Source organism: Egibacter rhizosphaerae (genome assembly GCF_004322855.1).
Lineage (GTDB): Bacteria > Actinomycetota > Nitriliruptoria > Euzebyales > Egibacteraceae > Egibacter > Egibacter rhizosphaerae.
In genome coordinates this window covers 2,039,605-2,055,254 of record NZ_CP036402.1, presented here as the reverse complement: position 1 = coordinate 2,055,254, position 15,650 = coordinate 2,039,605, and the positions used below count along the sequence as shown (strand labels likewise).

At 73.5% G+C, this 15,650-nt stretch carries 11 protein-coding genes and 1 pseudogene; 6 read left to right on the top strand and 6 right to left on the bottom strand.

Annotated elements, in window-relative coordinates:
- The first annotated feature begins 41 nt into the window (after positions 1-41).
- Entirely contained in the window at positions 42-3,929 is a 3,888-nt protein-coding gene (hrpA, locus tag ER308_RS09560) for an ATP-dependent RNA helicase HrpA (protein WP_131154771.1), read from the top strand.
- A 61-nt stretch (positions 3,930-3,990) separates the two neighbouring features.
- Here the strand turns inward: hrpA and ER308_RS22365 are convergent.
- Both ER308_RS22365 and ER308_RS09545 read right to left on the bottom strand, forming a co-directional pair.
- Positions 3,991-6,027 (bottom strand): annotated as a pseudogene (locus tag ER308_RS22365) (serine hydrolase domain-containing protein).
- 102 nt (positions 6,028-6,129) lie between these two features.
- Positions 6,130-7,071 carry a DMT family transporter gene (locus ER308_RS09545; RefSeq protein ID WP_165491953.1) on the bottom strand — a complete coding sequence of 314 codons (942 nt, stop codon included), beginning with the start codon at positions 7,069-7,071 and terminating at the stop codon, positions 6,130-6,132.
- Positions 7,072-7,217: 146 nt separating this feature from the next.
- Here ER308_RS09545 and ER308_RS09540 point away from each other — a divergent pair, with 146 nt between their 5' ends.
- Positions 7,218-8,147, top strand: a complete 930-nt coding sequence (locus ER308_RS09540) for a LysR family transcriptional regulator (RefSeq protein WP_131154767.1) — start codon at positions 7,218-7,220, stop codon at positions 8,145-8,147.
- A 59-nt stretch (positions 8,148-8,206) separates the two neighbouring features.
- Here ER308_RS09540 and ilvE read toward each other — a convergent pair whose 3' ends face one another.
- From ilvE to ER308_RS09525, 3 genes are all read right to left on the bottom strand, one after another.
- Positions 8,207-9,235 (bottom strand): branched-chain-amino-acid transaminase, encoded by a 1,029-nt coding sequence (gene ilvE, locus ER308_RS09535; protein ID WP_205745989.1) that lies wholly within the window; start codon positions 9,233-9,235, stop codon positions 8,207-8,209.
- A gap of 90 nt (positions 9,236-9,325) precedes the next feature.
- Positions 9,326-10,018 carry a type 1 glutamine amidotransferase gene (locus ER308_RS09530; RefSeq protein WP_131154766.1) on the bottom strand — a complete coding sequence of 231 codons (693 nt, stop codon included), beginning with the start codon at positions 10,016-10,018 and terminating at the stop codon, positions 9,326-9,328.
- A gap of 90 nt (positions 10,019-10,108) precedes the next feature.
- Positions 10,109-10,654 carry a PadR family transcriptional regulator gene (locus ER308_RS09525; RefSeq protein ID WP_131154765.1) on the bottom strand — a complete coding sequence of 182 codons (546 nt, stop codon included), beginning with the start codon at positions 10,652-10,654 and terminating at the stop codon, positions 10,109-10,111.
- A 158-nt stretch (positions 10,655-10,812) separates the two neighbouring features.
- Between ER308_RS09525 and ER308_RS21515 the strand changes: the two genes are divergently transcribed.
- The 4 genes from ER308_RS21515 to ER308_RS09510 all read left to right on the top strand — a co-directional run bounded on the left by ER308_RS21515 (position 10,813) and on the right by ER308_RS09510 (position 13,441).
- The gene (locus ER308_RS21515) at positions 10,813-11,784 is read left to right on the top strand and encodes a hypothetical protein (protein WP_165491952.1); all 972 of its coding nucleotides are present in this window, start codon (positions 10,813-10,815) and stop codon (positions 11,782-11,784) included.
- Positions 11,781-12,242: an ABA4-like family protein gene (locus ER308_RS21510; protein WP_165491951.1), complete on the top strand. Its 462-nt coding sequence runs from the start codon at positions 11,781-11,783 to the stop codon at positions 12,240-12,242. Before ER308_RS21515 ends, ER308_RS21510 begins: the two co-directional genes overlap by 4 nt.
- 67 nt (positions 12,243-12,309) lie before the next feature.
- The gene (locus ER308_RS09515) at positions 12,310-13,140 is read left to right on the top strand and encodes a sulfite exporter TauE/SafE family protein (RefSeq protein ID WP_165491950.1); all 831 of its coding nucleotides are present in this window, start codon (positions 12,310-12,312) and stop codon (positions 13,138-13,140) included.
- Between the two features lie 28 nt (positions 13,141-13,168).
- A complete protein-coding gene (locus tag ER308_RS09510; protein ID WP_131154762.1) occupies positions 13,169-13,441 on the top strand; it encodes a hypothetical protein in 273 nt (90 codons plus the stop codon).
- A gap of 48 nt (positions 13,442-13,489) precedes the next feature.
- On the opposite strand, the gene ER308_RS09505 is transcribed toward ER308_RS09510, so the two are convergent.
- Positions 13,490-15,529, bottom strand: a complete 2,040-nt coding sequence (locus ER308_RS09505) for a ribonuclease catalytic domain-containing protein (protein WP_165491949.1) — start codon at positions 15,527-15,529, stop codon at positions 13,490-13,492.
- Between the last annotated feature and the right edge of the window lie 121 nt (positions 15,530-15,650).

The window sequence follows — 15,650 nt, the reverse complement described above, 5'->3', positions numbered from 1 at the left end:
CGTACGTCCAGCATCGTGCGTCGCCCTACCCTGAGACCGTCATGCCCTCATCCCCGAAGGAGCTCCGCCGGCGGCTGTCCGGCCTGATGCTGCGCGACGAGCGGCGCCTGGGGCGTCGACTCGAACGGGCGCGGCGCAGGTCCGAGGGCCGGGACCGCGCCCTCGACGAGGTCGCCACCGAGATCGCCGAGGCCGAGGATCGCGTCGCCCGGCGCCGCGCGTCGGTTCCCGAGATCTCCTACCCCGAGGAGCTCCCGGTCAGCCAGGCTCGCGACGAGATCGCCGAGGCACTCCGGGAGCACCAGGTCGTGGTCGTCGCGGGCGAGACCGGCTCGGGCAAGACCACGCAGCTGCCGAAGCTGTGCCTCGACCTCGGCCGCGGCGTCCGCGGCAAGGTGGGGCACACCCAGCCACGGCGGCTCGCGGCCCGCACCGTCGCGGCCCGCGTCGCCGAGGAACTCGCGGTCGAGGTGGGTGACGAGGTCGGCTACCAGGTGCGGTTCACCGACCGCTCGCGGGACGACACGCTGCTCAAGGTGATGACCGATGGGATCCTGCTCGCCGAGACGCAGGGCGATCCCGCGTTGCGCGCCTACGACACGCTGATCATCGACGAGGCGCACGAGCGCAGCCTCAACGTCGACTTCCTGCTCGGCTACGTGAAGCAGCTGCTACCGCGCCGTCCCGACCTCAAGGTGATCATCACCTCCGCGACGATCGACGTCGAGCGGTTCAGCGAGCACTTCGACGGTGCACCGACCGTCGAGGTCTCCGGGCGCACCTACCCGGTCGAGGTGCGCTACCGACCCTTGGAGGCCGAGGAGGACGACGACGAGGACCAGGATCAGCTGACCGGGATCGGCGCCGCGGTCGACGAGCTCGTGGCGGAGACGCGCGGCGACATCCTCGTGTTCCTGCCCGGTGAGCGCGACATCCGCGAGACCGCCGAGATGCTCGAGGGCAAGCAGCTGCCGGGCACCGAGATCCTGCCGTTGTACGCGCGACAGACGCCGGGAGAGCAGCAGCGGGTGTTCCACCCCGGGGGCCAGCGTCGCATCGTGCTGGCCACCAACGTCGCGGAGACGAGCCTCACCGTGCCGGGCATCCGCGCGGTCATCGACCCCGGGACCGCGCGGGTCAGCCGCTACAACCCGCGCACGAAGGTGCAGCGCCTGCCGATCGAGAAGGTCAGCCAGGCCAGCGCCCGCCAGCGCGCCGGCCGCTGTGGCCGCCTCGGTCCGGGGATCTGCATCCGGCTCTACGCCGAGGAGGACTTCGAGGCGCGCCCCGAGTTCACCGACCCCGAGGTCCAGCGCACCAACCTCGCCTCGGTGATCCTGCAGATGACCGCGCTCGGGCTGGGCGAGGTCGAGGACTTCCCGTTCCTCGACCCGCCCGACCAGCGACGCGTACGGGCGGCGGAGCAACTGCTCGCCGAGCTCGGCGCCGTCGAGCGGACCGCCGACGCGGAGGCCGAGGGCGAGACCGGGCCGCGGCGCCTCACCCCGATCGGTCGGACGCTCGCGCGGCTGCCGGTCGATCCCCGGCTCGGCCGGATGCTCGTCGAGGCCGACCGTCGCGGCTGCGTGCGGGAGGTCCTGGTCCTCGTTGCGGCCCTGTCGCTCCAGGATCCGCGTCAACGCCCCGAGAAGCGGCGCCAGGAGGCCGACGGCTACCACGGCCGGTTCGCCGACGAGACGTCGGACTTCGCGGGCTTTGTGAACCTGTGGGAGTACCTGCGCGAGCAACGACGCGCGCTGTCCGGCAACCGGTTCCGTCGCCGGTGCCGCGAGGAGTTCCTGCACCACCTGCGGGTGCGCGAGTGGTTCGACCTGCACGCGCAGCTGCGCGAGCTCGTGCGCGAGCAGGACCTCGCGTGGAACGACTCGCCCGCCGACCCCGGGCAGGTGCACCGAGCGCTCCTCTCGGGGCTGCTCGGCCAGATCGGGGTGCGCCAGCGCGAGGCGCGCGAGTACCAGGGGCCCCGCAACACGCGCTTCGCGATCTGGCCCGGCTCGGCGGTCGCGAAGTCCCCGCCGACCTACGTGATGGCCGGGGAACTCGTCGAGACCTCGCGGCTGTGGGCGCGGGTGGTCGCGCGGATCGAGCCGGAGTGGGCCGAGGAGCTCGGCGGCCATCTCGTCGCGCGGAGTCACTCCGAGCCGTGGTGGGACCGCGAACGGGGTGCCGCGGTCGCGTACGAGCGGGTCACGCTCTACGGGGTCCCGCTCGTCGAGCAGCGTCTCGCCACCTACGCGCGCATCGACCGGCGCAAGGCGCGCGAGCTGTTCATCCAGCACGCGCTGGTCGAGGGCGAGTGGGAGACCCACCACGCGTTCTTCGCCGAGAACCGGCGGCTGCTCGAGGAGGCCAGCGAGCTCGAGGACCGCGCCCGCCGCCGCGACCTGATCGCGGGGCAGGACACGCTCCACGCCTTCTACGACGCCCGCGTGCCCGATGACGTCGCGACGGTTGCCGACTTCGACGCGTGGTGGAAGGACGCCCGCGCCGAGCAACCCGACCTCTTGACGTTCACCCGCGAGCTCCTCTACGAGGGTGCGGCCGCGGAGGTCGCTGCCGGCCAGTACCCCGATCACTGGCCCTACCGCGACCACCGGTTCACGATCTCCTACCGGTTCGAGCCCGGCGCGCCCGACGACGGCGTGACCGTCCACGTCCCGCTGGCCGCGCTCAGCGAGTTGCACCCCGCACCGTTCACCTGGCAGGTGCCGGGCTTGCGCGCCGAACTGGTCGACACGCTGCTGCGGGGGCTGCCCAAAGGCGTGCGCCGCGAGCTCCCGCCGATCGCGGACCTCGTGGGTGCGGTGCTGGCCCGGCTGCAGCCCGCCGCGGAGCCGATCACCGCGGTCCTCGCCCGGGAGGTCGAGCACCTCACGGGTGTGGACGTGCCGCGCGACGCCTTCGACCTCGACCGGCTGCCCGACCACCTGCGCGTGAACTTTCGCGTCGTCGACGGCGAACGAACCGTCGCCGAGGGCCGTGACCTCGCCGCGTTGCAGCGGGAGCTGGCGCCCGACCTGCGTGAGGTCGTCGCGCGGTCCTCCGGCGAGCTGGAGCGCTCCGGGCTCACCGACTGGGAGATCGGGGCGCTCCCCGGAACCGTCGAGGTGGCGGGGCGCGGCGCGGTCGTCACCGGTTATCCCGCGCTGGTGGACGAGGGCGAGACGGCCGGCGTGCGGGTGTGGTTGTCCGAGGGCGAGCAAGCGCGCCACCACTGGGAGGGCACTCGCCGGTTGTTGCGTCGGTCCATCCCCTTGCCCGCCAAGACGGTCGACCGCCACCTCGACCGCGAGACCAAGCTCGCCCTGACCCGTGCGCCGCACGACGACGTCGCCGCGCTTCTCGACGACGCCGCCTGCGCCGCGATCGACGCGCTCATGGCCGCGCACGGTGGTCCGGCGTGGGACGCGGAAGGGTTCGGGAAGCTCCGTGACGCGGTGCGGGCCGGCCTCGTCGACGAGGTGCGCGACGTGCTCGGCGGCGTGCGCGAGGTGGTCACCCGCGTGGGGGAGGCCGAGCAGCAACTTTCGGCCGGACGGGCGCCGCAGCACACCCAGGAGGATGCGCGGGCGCAGCTCGACCGGCTCGTCCATCCCGGATTCGTCACCGCGACCGGCGCACGCCGACTGTCCGATCTCGCCCGGTATGCGCACGCTGTCGCGTTGCGCCTCGAGAAGGCACGACAGGATCCGGCCCGCGATCGTGAGCGCCAAAGCAGGATCGCCGAGGTGCAGCAGGCCTACGTGGACCTGCTGCGCCGCCTCGGCCCCGACGCCGGGCACGAGGTGACCGAGATCCGCTGGATGATCGAGGAGCTGCGCGTGAGCCTCTTCGCGCAACAGCTCGGCACTCGTCAGCGTGTCTCCGAGCAGCGCATCCTGCGCGCCATCGCCGACGCACAGCCGTAGCGGCGGGCCCCGGACCGCTGACCGTCGAGGTCGCGGCGCCGGGGGAAGGCGTCGCGGCGGGTCAGAGGCCGAGGAAGCCGTGCGTTCCGAGCTGCCAGGTGAACGCGAGTCCCAGGACCGCCAACGCGGTCTGGTGCACCCTGACGGGTCGCGACCAGGCTCGGTGCCGCCACGCGTACCCGGCACCGGCGACCGTCGCCAGGGCGAGGATCGCGACGACGTACGGTGCGAGGTATGCCAGCCGCAGCGGCAGGGGCTCGGTGATGAACGCGAGGTCGCCTCCGCCGGCGACGAAGCCGGTGGCGAACAACCCGGCGAAGGCGACCCCGGCGATCGAGAGCCCGGCGGCGGCCAGCCGTGCGGCACGGACGCCGGTCGGTTGGCCGGACTGCTCGCCACGCTCCTGGACGGTGCGCCGGCGGCGCCACGCCCGCCCGACCCCGACACCCGCCCAGGCTATGAGCGAGAGCGCGAAGGCGGCGAGCGGTAGGCCCAGCGCGACGGCAACGACCGGGAACCGGTCGGGCCCGGTGACGGGCGCGAAGGTGTCCGGGGTCGCGCTCGAGAGGTGCACCGCGGCGACCTGCCCGTCGTTCGCCTCAGCGGCGAGCACGTCCGGTCCGCCGACCTCCTCGTACACGTACGGCCCCACCTCGACCCATTCACGGTCGGGACCCATCGGCGAGTTGCTCACCAGCCGGCCGTCGCCCTCGGTGGTGAGGGTGAGCCGGCCCAGCAGGCCGAGTAGTTGCGCGGGGCCGTGATCGGGCATCGCGTGACCGGCGTACTCGCCCGAGACGGTCTCGGCGCGCTCGCCGGCCTCGGCCTCGGTCGGCACGTCCTCGGTGCCATCGGGCGCGTGGAGCCCGTAGAGGTCGAGGAACTCCTCGACGACGTCCCCCGGGTTCGCCTCGCCGCTGCGGACGTTGTACGTGACGAAGATGCCGAGCTCGTGGTCCGGAACCAGCAGGAACTCGGTGGTCTCGTGGAGCGTGGCGCCCCCGTGGCCGAAAGCCTCGACGTCGACGCGAGGGTCCTCCATGAAGCCGAACCGCCAGCCCGTCACCGCGGGGTGGCGCTCCTCGTGGACCGCGTGCATCCGGTCCAGCGTCCCCGGTTCGAGGATGCGCTCGCCGTCGACCGAGCCGTCACCCAGGTGGGCCCGCATGAACCGTGCCATGTCCGTCGCCGGCGCGCTCATCGAGCCCGCCGGGTGCCAGTTGACCTAGCTGCGCTCGATCGGGGCGAGGTCGTCGCCGAACCCTTCGTGCGGGGCTGCGAGCCGCGACGGGTCCTCGTCCGGCACCGGCTGCTCGAACGTGGTGCGGTCCATGTCGAGCGGCCCCAGGACCTCGTCCTGCACGTACGCCTCGAACGTCGTGTCGTACGCCTCCGCGACGACGTGCCCGGCCAGCGCCGTGCCGTAGTTCGAGTACGCCACCGTCTCGCCGGGAGGACGAACCCGTTCGGGCGCTGCCTCGGCGAGTGCCTGCTCCAGTTCGACCAGCTCGTCGGCGTCGTCGACCGCGCCCGGGTTCGCGGGATCGTCGAAACCCGCGGTGTGAGTGGCCAGGTGGCGCAGGGTGATCGGCTCGTCGAAGGTCTCGTCGATCTCGACCGCGGAGTCCTCGAGGTACGTCGCGACGTCGACGTCGAGGTCGAGCGCGCCGTCCTCGACTCCCTGCATGACCGCGGTCCACGTGACGGGCTTGGAGGTCGAGCCCACCTGGAAGGCGGGCTCGTCCGCGGTCACGGGGACCCCGGCATCGGTGTCGGCGTCGCCGTACCCCTCGGCGAGCACGAGCTCGTCCTGGGCGACGACGGCGACGCTCGCGCCGGCGACGTGCTCGCCCAGGTCGGGTTCGATGCGCTGCGCCACGCGCTCGGCCAGCGTCGCGGGATCGACCTCGCCAGCGGCGCTGGCGCCGTCGCCGGCCGCCTGCGCCGCGGCGGCGCCGGACGCCCCGGCTGCCCCGGCCGCGCCGGCCAGCAGGCCGGCGAACGCGACCACGCTGACCGCAAGCGCGGCACCGAAACGGGCGGCGGCCCACGCGGGCCGGGCGATCGGGGACGTGGGTGTGGGGGGCGCGACAACCATGACAACCACCTCGTGTTCGTTGATTCGGGTGCGGTGCGTGCTGGCACCACACGGTGGTTGTCGCTGGTGTGGGTGACCTCTGCTGGCAGGGGGGTCTTCGACTCAGCCGCGCTCCCCACCTCGAGGTTCCGGGCTCCGACTCGCGGGGGAGACCGGCTCCGACCCCTGTGGGGGCGGGGGATCGCTGGTGCGCCACCGCGACGGGGGACGGACCGCCGCGGCGAGGCCGCCACTGACGAGCAGCAGCCCCGCCAGGCCGGTGGGCGTGAGCGGCTCACCGAGCAGCAGCAGCCCCAGCAGCACGGCGGTGACGGGCTCGGCCAGGGTCATCGTGAGAGCCCGCGGTGCGGGCACGGTGCGCAGCCCGGCGGCGTAGAGCGCGTAGGCGAGGCCCGCCGTGACCAGCCCGAGCCACAGCGCGACGCCCACCCCGGCTGGCGACTCGAGCCAGCCGTGATCGCCGAACGCGATCAGGGGGCTGAGCAGGACCGCGGATCCTCCGAACGCCGCAGCGGTGGTGGGCAGCAAGCGATCGCCGAGCGCTCGGTGGCGTTGCAGCACGAGCGTGTAACCCGCGAACGCGGCGCCGGCGACCGCGGCGAGGGCGATGCCGAGCGGATCGGCTGCGCGTTCGCCGGTCGGGAGCAGGAGCAACGCCACGCCGGCGACGGCGAGCGTCGTGGCGAAGGCCCAACGCGGACTGGGCGGTCGCCCCGTGGTGAGCGCGCGGACGATCCCGCCGACGATCGGGGCAGAGCCCAGGGCGACGACCGTGCCCAGGGCGACACCGGTCAGGTGGACGGCCGTGAAGAACGCGACCTGGAAGAGCGCGACGGCGACGGCCGCGCACACCAGCCACGAACGTCGTGGCCCGCGCATCATCGCCGTGAGCGCCCGGAGCTGGCCCGCCGCCACCGTGGCCAGGAGCAGCGCGGCCGCACCGAGCACGCCTCTCCACGCCGCAGCCTGCGCGGCTGGCGGGGCGATGTCCTCCAGCGAGGCGGTCGTCCCGGCGGTACCCCACAGCACCGCCGCGGCGAGCACCACCGCATTCCCTGTCCGATGCGACCACCGGTTCACGGTCTGGCCTCCGAGCGATCGAGGGTTGGTGTGTCCGCTCAGGATCCATCCACGAACGTTCACCATCAGCGCTGAGTCACGATCGATTGATCAGCTACGATGATCGGTCGATGGAACTTCGAACATTGCGCACGTTCGTCGCCGTGGCCGAAGAGCTGCACTTCGGTCGCGCGGCCGCCCGGCTGCACCTCGCCCAGTCGGCGGTCAGCCAGCAGGTGGCGCAACTGGAACGGGACGTCGGTGTGGCGTTGCTGGCGCGCACCAGCCGACGCGTCGAGCTGAGCCGGGCGGGCGAGGCGTTCCTGGTCGAGGCCCGCCGCACCCTGGATGCGGCGGGCTCGGCGCGCCGGGCGGCGCGGCGCGCGGCAGCCGGGGAGACCGGGTGGTTGCGCATCGGGTTCGTGGACTCGGCCGCCTACGACCTGCTCCCGCGACTGCTGGCGGCCTTCCACCAACGCCGACCGGAGGTCCGCCTGGAGTTGCAGGAACTCTCCACCGAAGCGCAGTTGGAGGGCGTGGGCGACGACGTGGACGTGTCGATCACCCGGGACACCGACCCCCTAAACGGTGTGGAGCTCACGCCGCTCGTGGACGAGCCACTGCTCGCCGCGGTCGATGACGGGCACCCGTTGGCCGAGCGTGAGGCCGTCGATCTCGCGGAGTTGGCCGCGGAGCCGTTCGTGCTGTTCCCCCGCGAGCACGTGCCGATGGTCTACGACCACCTCGTCGCCGTGTGCCGGCTCGCCGGCTTCCGGCCGCGGGAGGGCGCGCAGGCGCTGCAGTACGCGACGATGCTCGGGCTGGTGACCGCGGGCTACGGCGTGGCCGTGGTGCCGGCAGCCGTGCGGGTGGTGGGCAGCGCGCACGTCCGCTACCTGCCGCTGCGGGATCCGCAGGCGACGAGCCGGCTCGCCATCGCGGTGCCGGTCGGTCGGGCGGACCAGCTCGCCACCGTGTTCCGGGACCTCGCCCGCGATCTGGCGCCGTCGATCGACGCACTGCTGGATCCCCTGCGCGGCACGCGTGAGACCCCCGGGTAGGCCTCAGGCAGCGGGTGTCTGCCGGAAGCGCTCGCGGTACTGGGCCGGTGAGGCCGCGGTCACCCGCCGGGAGCGACCGGCTCGGTCCAGCCCCAGTGGTCGGGGGCGACACCACGCTGCACGGCGACGAGGGCCTCGCGCAACCGCTGGGTCCGCGGCCCGACGCCGCCGTCGCCCACCCGCACCCGCTGGTCGCCGTACACCAACGTGCCCACGCCCGCGAGTACCGCCGCGGTGCCGACGAGGGCGGCCTCGGCGGTGGCGGAGCGATCCAGGAGCTCGTCGACGAGCAGCGGGCGCTCCTCGACCTGGTCACCGAGATCGCGGGCGAGGGTCAGCACGGAGTCGCGGGTGATCCCGGCCAGGAACGTCCCGTCCAGTGGCGGGGTGATGAGGGCGCCGTCGCTGATGAGCAGGAAGTTCGCCGGACCAGCCTCCTGCACGAACCCCTTCGGGGCGAAGAGGAGTTGGTGGGCCGACAGCTCGCGGCGTGCCCGCTCGGTCGGTCCGAGCGCCATCGCGTAGTTCCCGCCGGCCTTCACCCCACCGAACTGCGGGGTCGTGCGCGGGAGGTCGGTCTCGACCGCCACGGTCAGCGGCCGGTCGGCCGCCACGTAGTCCCCCACGGGGCTGGCGAGCACGTAGAGCAGCGCCTCCCGTGAGGGGTGGGTCGCCGCCCCGATGTTGGGGTCGGTGCCCAGCAGGGTGGGACGCAGGTAAAGGGCGCCGGGAGGGTCTGGGACCTCGTCGAGGTTGGCCGCGACCACCGCGTGAAGCATCTCGGTGATCCACTCGGGGTCGGGGACGGGCAGGCACAGTCCGGCGGCGCTCCCGGCGAGCCGCTGGGCGTGATCTCGGGCACGGAACAGGCGGACGGTGCCGTCCTCGCCCCGGTGCGCCTTCAGGCCCTCGAAGCACGCGCTGCCGTAGTGCAGCCCGTGTGCAGCCGGGTGCAGCGACAGTGGTCCCACGGGCTCGAGTTCGAAGGGCGCGAACGAGCCATCGTTGGTCCGGCTCGTGGCCATCGTGCCCGCCATCACGCTGCCGAACGGCGCGGGCGTCGGCGTCGAAGTCGTGGACTCGGACAACGTCTCCCCCTGGCCTCACCATCGGCGACCGTCGCCGGATCGGCAGGGTACCGGCCGGTGCCGGTCACGGGAGGGCGGAAGGCGCTGCGATCAGGTCGCCGAGGCCGGAGCCGGGACCCCCGCGTGGGCCAGGAAGGCGCGCAGCAACCTGCCGGCTCGCTCCTCGGCCCGTGGCCCAGCGGCCCGTGCGGGTCCGATTACCTGACCTGCCGACACCCCCGCGGCGGCGAGCATGTCGGGGCTCCCGTCGACCCACGCGTCGAGGAGGTCGGGCGTGACCTCGGGACGGAACTGGATGCCCAGGTGGCGACGCACGGCGAAGGCGTGGCCGCTGCGCGGGGTTCGGGCGATCTCCCGGGCGGTGGGGGGTGGCTCGAACCCGTCGTTGTGCCAGACGACCCACGGGCCCGAGGCGATCAGCGTGGGGTCGTCGGTGTCGAGTTCCAGCCACCCGATCTCGGGGGTCTGGAGGGGGGCCACGGTGCCCCCGAGAGCGCGGGCGAGGGCCTGCCCGCCGAAGCAGACGCCCAGGATCGCGACGTCGTGGGCGTCGGCACGGCGGAGGAGGTCCAGTTCGTCGGCCAGCCACGGGACCGTGTCGTCAGCCGCCGAGGCGAACGAGCCGAGCGGAACGAGCACGTCGACGTCGGAGGGGTCGGGCAGGCCCTGGCCGCGGTCGAGCCGCACGACCTCGATCTCCAATCCGAGCGCGTGGGCGTGTTCTCCGAGGTGGCCCGCGGGATCGTGCTCCTCGTGCTGGACGAAGCACAGCCGGGTGGTCATGGCCGTTCACCTCCTGGTCCGCGGAGCGGCCGGGTGTGTCCCGGCGTCGACGCTACCCCGCCGACGAGGGTCCGCACCCGGACGTCCGGATCAGCCCGACGCGTCCCCGTCCCTCGTCTCGTCGGCCTGGCAGTACCGCGCCGCGGCCCACTCCGCCCACTCGACGTAGGCCCGTTCGACCCGTAGTCCGGCCTCGAGCGCGATCCGCGAGGCATCGACGGCCGCTGAGTCGCACGGCCAGTCGTGAGCCAGTTGCTCGTAGAACGCGAGTTGCTCGGCGTGGCGGTCACGTTCCCTCTCGAGGTAGGCGCGGGCCTCCTCGGGTTCGAGGAGCCAGAGGAGGAACACCCGCAGGATCGGCTCGTTGCGAACGCTGCGGCTGGGCTCGGTCTCGCGCAGCCAGCGCGTCGCCTCGGCGCGACCGGCCTCGGTCGCCGCGTAGTCCTTCCGCCCGCGTGCGCCCGTGCCGACGACCTCGATGAGCCCTTCGACCTCGAGCTTGCCCAACTCGGTGTAGACCTGACTGTGGGAGGCGGTCCAGACGTTGCCGAGGGACTGCTCGAAGCGTTTCGTCAGGTCCCATCCGCTGTGCGGGTGCTCGCTCAGCATCCCGAGCAGTGCGTGTCGCAGTGGCATCGCGCCCTTCTCGTCCGTCTCCTGGGCACAGTCTATATGTCCCGTTCGACAGATGCCAATTGACATGTCAGTCTCGACATGTAAGATTCGAAGTTCACACCGGATCGGGGGAGTCGTGAGCCGGCAACCCTGCGGCTCCGGAGCGGAGGGCAGCAGCGATGGGGAGGACATCCGGGCTCGTGCGGGAACTCCGGGGCGCGCTCACCGCCTACTGGCGGGAGGGGGACACGTCGCAGCGCTGGCTCTTCGCCGTGGGCACGATGCTGGTCATCGTGGGGCTCGTGCACCTCGTGCCCGCGGTCCTGACCGACCGTGCCTGGCAGGGGCCGATCTCGTTTCGGAAGCCGTTCCTGTTCGGGGTGTCGTTCGGGTTGACGTCGATCACGGTCGCTTGGCTGACGAGCTACCTGCGGACGGGTCCTCGGGCCCGGCGCACCGTCGCGTGGCTGCTCGGCGGTGGCTCCGTCGTCGAGGTCAGCGCGGTGTCGCTCCAGGCGTTCCGGGGCGTGCCGTCGCACTTCAACCTCACGAGCTCATTCGACGCCAGCGTCTTCGTGATCATGGGGGTGGCGGTCACCGCGATCGCCCTGTCGATCCTGCTGGTGACGTGGTGGAGTTTCACCCGTCTGGAGGCGCCGGGCCCGATGGTGCTCGGGGTCCGCACCGGGCTGCTCGTGTTGCTGGTGAGCCAGGCACTCGGCGGGCAGATGGTCACCCACGGGATCGAGCAGACGCTCGCTGACACGGGACGGGAGCCGAACGTCTTCGGCGCGGCCGGCCAGCTGAAGGTGCCGCACGCCGTGACCGTGCACGCGGCGCAGGTGCTGCCGGGGATCGCCTGGCTGCTGGGGTTCGGTGCCTGGGGCATCGCGCGCCAACGCCGGGTCGTGGTCGTCGCGGCCGTCGGGTACGTCGGGCTCGTCCTCGCCGCGGGGCTGCAGACGTTCACCGGCCGCTCTCCCATGGACCTCATGCCGGTGTCCGGCGTCCTGTTGGTCGCAGGGGTCGCACTGCTCGGCGGGGCCGGGTTGGTCACGCTGTTGGCGCTCGCGTCCCGGAACGCGACCGCCGGGACCGGTGCGCCCGACCAGGCGGCGCCGGCCGTCCCGCCCCGGGAGGGCCGGCCGTGACGGTGACGACGGCCTTTTCCGCCAGCTTCCTGCTCGTGGCCCCCGTCTGGGCGCTGATGCTGGCCGCCCCGCGATGGTGGCTGACGCGACGCCTCCTGGCCTCGCCGCTGGTGGCCGTTCCGGCGGCCGCCGCCTACGCGGTGGCGGTGGCGCCGATCGTCGGGGACGTCCTCTCGACGGTCACGCGACCCGAGCTCGGAGCCGTGGCCGCCCTCCTGGCCGAACCCCGCGGCGCGCTGGTCGCCTGGGCCCACTTCCTCGCCTTCGATCTGCTTGTCGGACGCTGGATCTACCTCGACGCGCGTGCATGGCACGTGCCGCACTTCGTGGTCCTTCCGGTCCTGCTGCTCACGCTCCTGTTGGGTCCGGTCGGGTACCTGCTGCACGTTCTCACCCGGGCGCCGTTTCGTGCCGGTGACGAGCCGGGCGTGCCCGCGGCCCGGCCACCGGCCGGCTGACTGCGTCCCCGGGCAGGTCGGCCCATAGGATGCGGGTCCGTCCGACCCCATCCCGTAAGGCTGCTTGGTGGCGCTCGCGGACCCCGACCTGTGGCTCGTGCTGACCGCCGCGCTCGGTGCTGCGGCTGTCGGCGCCGCAGGGGGCATCGGCGGCGCCGTGCTGCTCGTCCCCGGTCTCGTCCTGGCCGGCGTGCCGCAGGCGCTCGCGGCCTCCCTGGGACTGCTGACGGTGGCAGCCGGCTCGTTGGCGGCGGCGCCACGTCAGCTCGCGCAGCGGCTCATCAACCATCGACTGGCGGTGGTCCTCGAGCTGACCGCCACGATCGGCGCCGTCGCCGGCGCCGTCCTCGCGGGCGTCGTTCCCCCCGAGCTCTTCAACGTGGTGCTCGCGGTCGCGGTCCTCACCGCCGCTGCCGGCAGCTTCGGCCGGCGAGGGATGCGCAACCGTCCGGACCCGGCGCTCGGCGCGGACGAAGTCGGGGAGCACCCCGGCCGACTCGCCGGCGTCTACCGGCTCGGCGAGGAGGTGGTGCCGTATTGCGCCCGCCGCGTGCCCGCGGGTCTGGGTCTCTCGGGGGTGGTCGGGGTGGTCGCCGGGCTGACCGGGACCTCCGGTGGGTACCTCAAGACCCCGCTGATGAGCGAGGTGATGCACGTTCCCGTCAAGGTCGCCGCGGCGACCACGACGCTCGCGAGCGGGCTGACGGCGGTGGCTGCGCTCATCGTGTACGTGGGCCGGGGCGACGTGGACCCGCTCCTCGGGGCCGTCGCGGTGATCGGCGCGATCGCCGGCGGCATGCTCGGCGCGTTGGTGCAGGAGGTCGTCCCGCCCGTCCTGGCCCGGCGCGTGCTGGCCGGCGCGTTGGTGGTCGTGGCCGTGGTGCTGGTGGCCGCCTGATGCAGGGAGATCCAGCGCAGGGGGATCGATGAACCAGCCGACCGATCCGGTGCCGAAGGGTGCCCGGCTGCTGACCGCGATGGCCGCGTTGGCGGTCGTCACGGCGCTGGTCAGCCTGTTCGCCCCGGCTCCCTGGGGCCCGCGCGTCGCGTGGGTCGCGATCGGGATCGTGGTGCTCGGTCCACCGTTGCGGTTGCTGCTCGCCGCCCGCGCATGGCGCGGGCCGGGGGACCGCCGCTACCTGCTCGCCCTCGCCGGTCTCGCGGCGGTCTTCGCGCTCGCGGCCCTCGTCGGCCGCTGAGCCAGTGGGCCAGGCCCGGCCGGCGCGAGGGCCGGCTCACCAGCCGGCTCATCCGGCCGTGTCCGCGCGGGTCCAGCTCGCGCGGCCGATCTCGTCGAGTCCGGCGTAGCGCACTGACGTGCGCACCCCGACCCGCCAGGACGCGCTCGTCGCGGTGAGCCCGTGCGTGTCCGTCTCGAGCTTCGCGCGCTCATCGTCCCCGAGCCCGAGGGCGTCCTCGGCGGTCAGGAACCCGGGCAGGCCCAGCCGCGGCACCCGGATCCGCAGCCCCGCGGGAGTGAGCCCGGTGACCACCGCGGTCTCCGCCCCGCGAATCTCCCCCTGCTCGAGGAGCAGGGCCCACAGATCCGCGCGCTCCCTGCCCTCCAGCCGGGCCAGCGCGCCTGCGCGAGCACCGAGCCAGTCCGACAGCGGCCGCAGCAACTCCACCTCGTGGGGCGGGGGCTCGCCCGCCAGGGCGGCGCGCACCTGGCGGTGCACGACGAGGTCGGCGTAGCGCCGCAGCGGCGAGGTGAAGTGGACGTAGGCCTCCGACGCCAGCCCGCGGTGCTGGTGCGGATCCGGTTCGTACGTCGCACGCGCCGTCGACGACGTCGCGGTCGAGATCAGCAGATCGCGGCTCTCGATCCGTCCCTCGCGGTCAAGCCGGTCGATCTCGGCGAGCAGTTCACCGGTGACCCGGTCGGGGTCGCCGTCGTCGGCCTCGACCGAGGGCAGCGACGCCCCCGCGAGCTCCGCTGCCGCGCGCAGCCGCTCCCGCCGCCCGGGATCGATCCCCTCGTGCGCGCGGTAGAGGGCCGGCATCTCGTGGCGCACGAGCCATCCGCCGACGGCCTCGTTCGCGGCGACCATCAGGCGCTCGATCAGCCGGTAGGCCTCCGCGTGGGGCTCGGCGGAGGCCAGCGTCAGCTCGCCGTTCACGACGGTGGGGGTGAGCTCCGCCTGGTCGAACAGCTCCTCGAGGGTGAGGCGCGCGTCGCGCTCGACCGACAGCCGCCGGGAGGCCTCCAGCGCATCGCGGAGGGCCCGCTCGACCGAGGGGGCCTGCGTGCTCGCCTCGAGTTCCACGGCCTTGCCGTCGCCAGCCAGCCAACGCTCGACCGCACGGTACGAGAGTCGCGCGCGAGAGCGGATCCAGGCGGGCTCGACGGTGACCCGGTCGACGCGCCCGTCGGGCAGCACCGCGAAGCGGGCCGACAGCACGGCCCGGTCCTGCCCGACGACGAGCGAGTGGGCTCCCTCCGACATCGAGGGGTCGAGCATCGGCGCGTTCGGTCCGGATGCCAGGTAGGCCGTCGCCGCGAGTGTGCGGGCGTACTGGTCCGCGGGGGAGTCGAGCCCGATGTCGCCGGCCACGTCGGTGATGTGCACCGCGACCCAGACCGGGCTGTCGGGATCGCGGTCCCAGCTGGCGCCGACCGCGTCGTCGAGGTCGCGGCTCGCGAACGCGTCGACGGTCACGCACGTCTCGTCGCGCCGGTCCATCGGCACGAGGTTCTCGCCCGGAACGGGTCCCGACCGGTCGAGCCCGGCGGCGGCACCGCGTCGCCCTGCCGCCAGTTGGCCGGTGATGCGCACGTGCGTGGTTTCGGTCGCCTGCGGGTCGAGGCCGACCGCGGCCGGACCGCCGGGAACCACCGAGGGGGCGGCGCCCCCCAGCACGAGCGGGACGGCGCGGGCGCGGGTCGCGTCCGCGGTGCCGGCGGGGTAGGGGCCGGCTGCCACGGCTTGTGCGACGGGGGCGCCGCCCTCACCGGGCACGACGAGCACCACCACCCGCTCGCCCTCGTGCGCCGCGAGGGATTCTGCGACGGGCTCGGCCAAGGTGATCCAGCCTGTGCCCTGCGCACCGTCCTGCTCGATGACCATCTGCCCGCGGCGTCTGGCGGTCGTGCCGGTGAGCAGCCGGCGCGGTCGGGTCACCAGCTCGGTGGCGGCGGCGGTCGCGCCCTTGTCGGCGAGCTCGATCGTGGTGAGGACGAGGTCGTCGGCCACGAACGCGCGGGCCGGCTGTGGGGGCACGAAGACCCGGTCGACCTCGACGGGTTCGCCATCGGCGCCGGGGACCGCGACCGTGGTCTCGGTCACGCCGTCCTCGGCAACGGGCGTCAGGAACCCGAACCCCCGGCGGTGGGGGCGGAAACGGCAACGAACCTGCACGGCAACCTCACGGGACGGGACGTCGGGGATCGCACGGTCGCGCGACAGT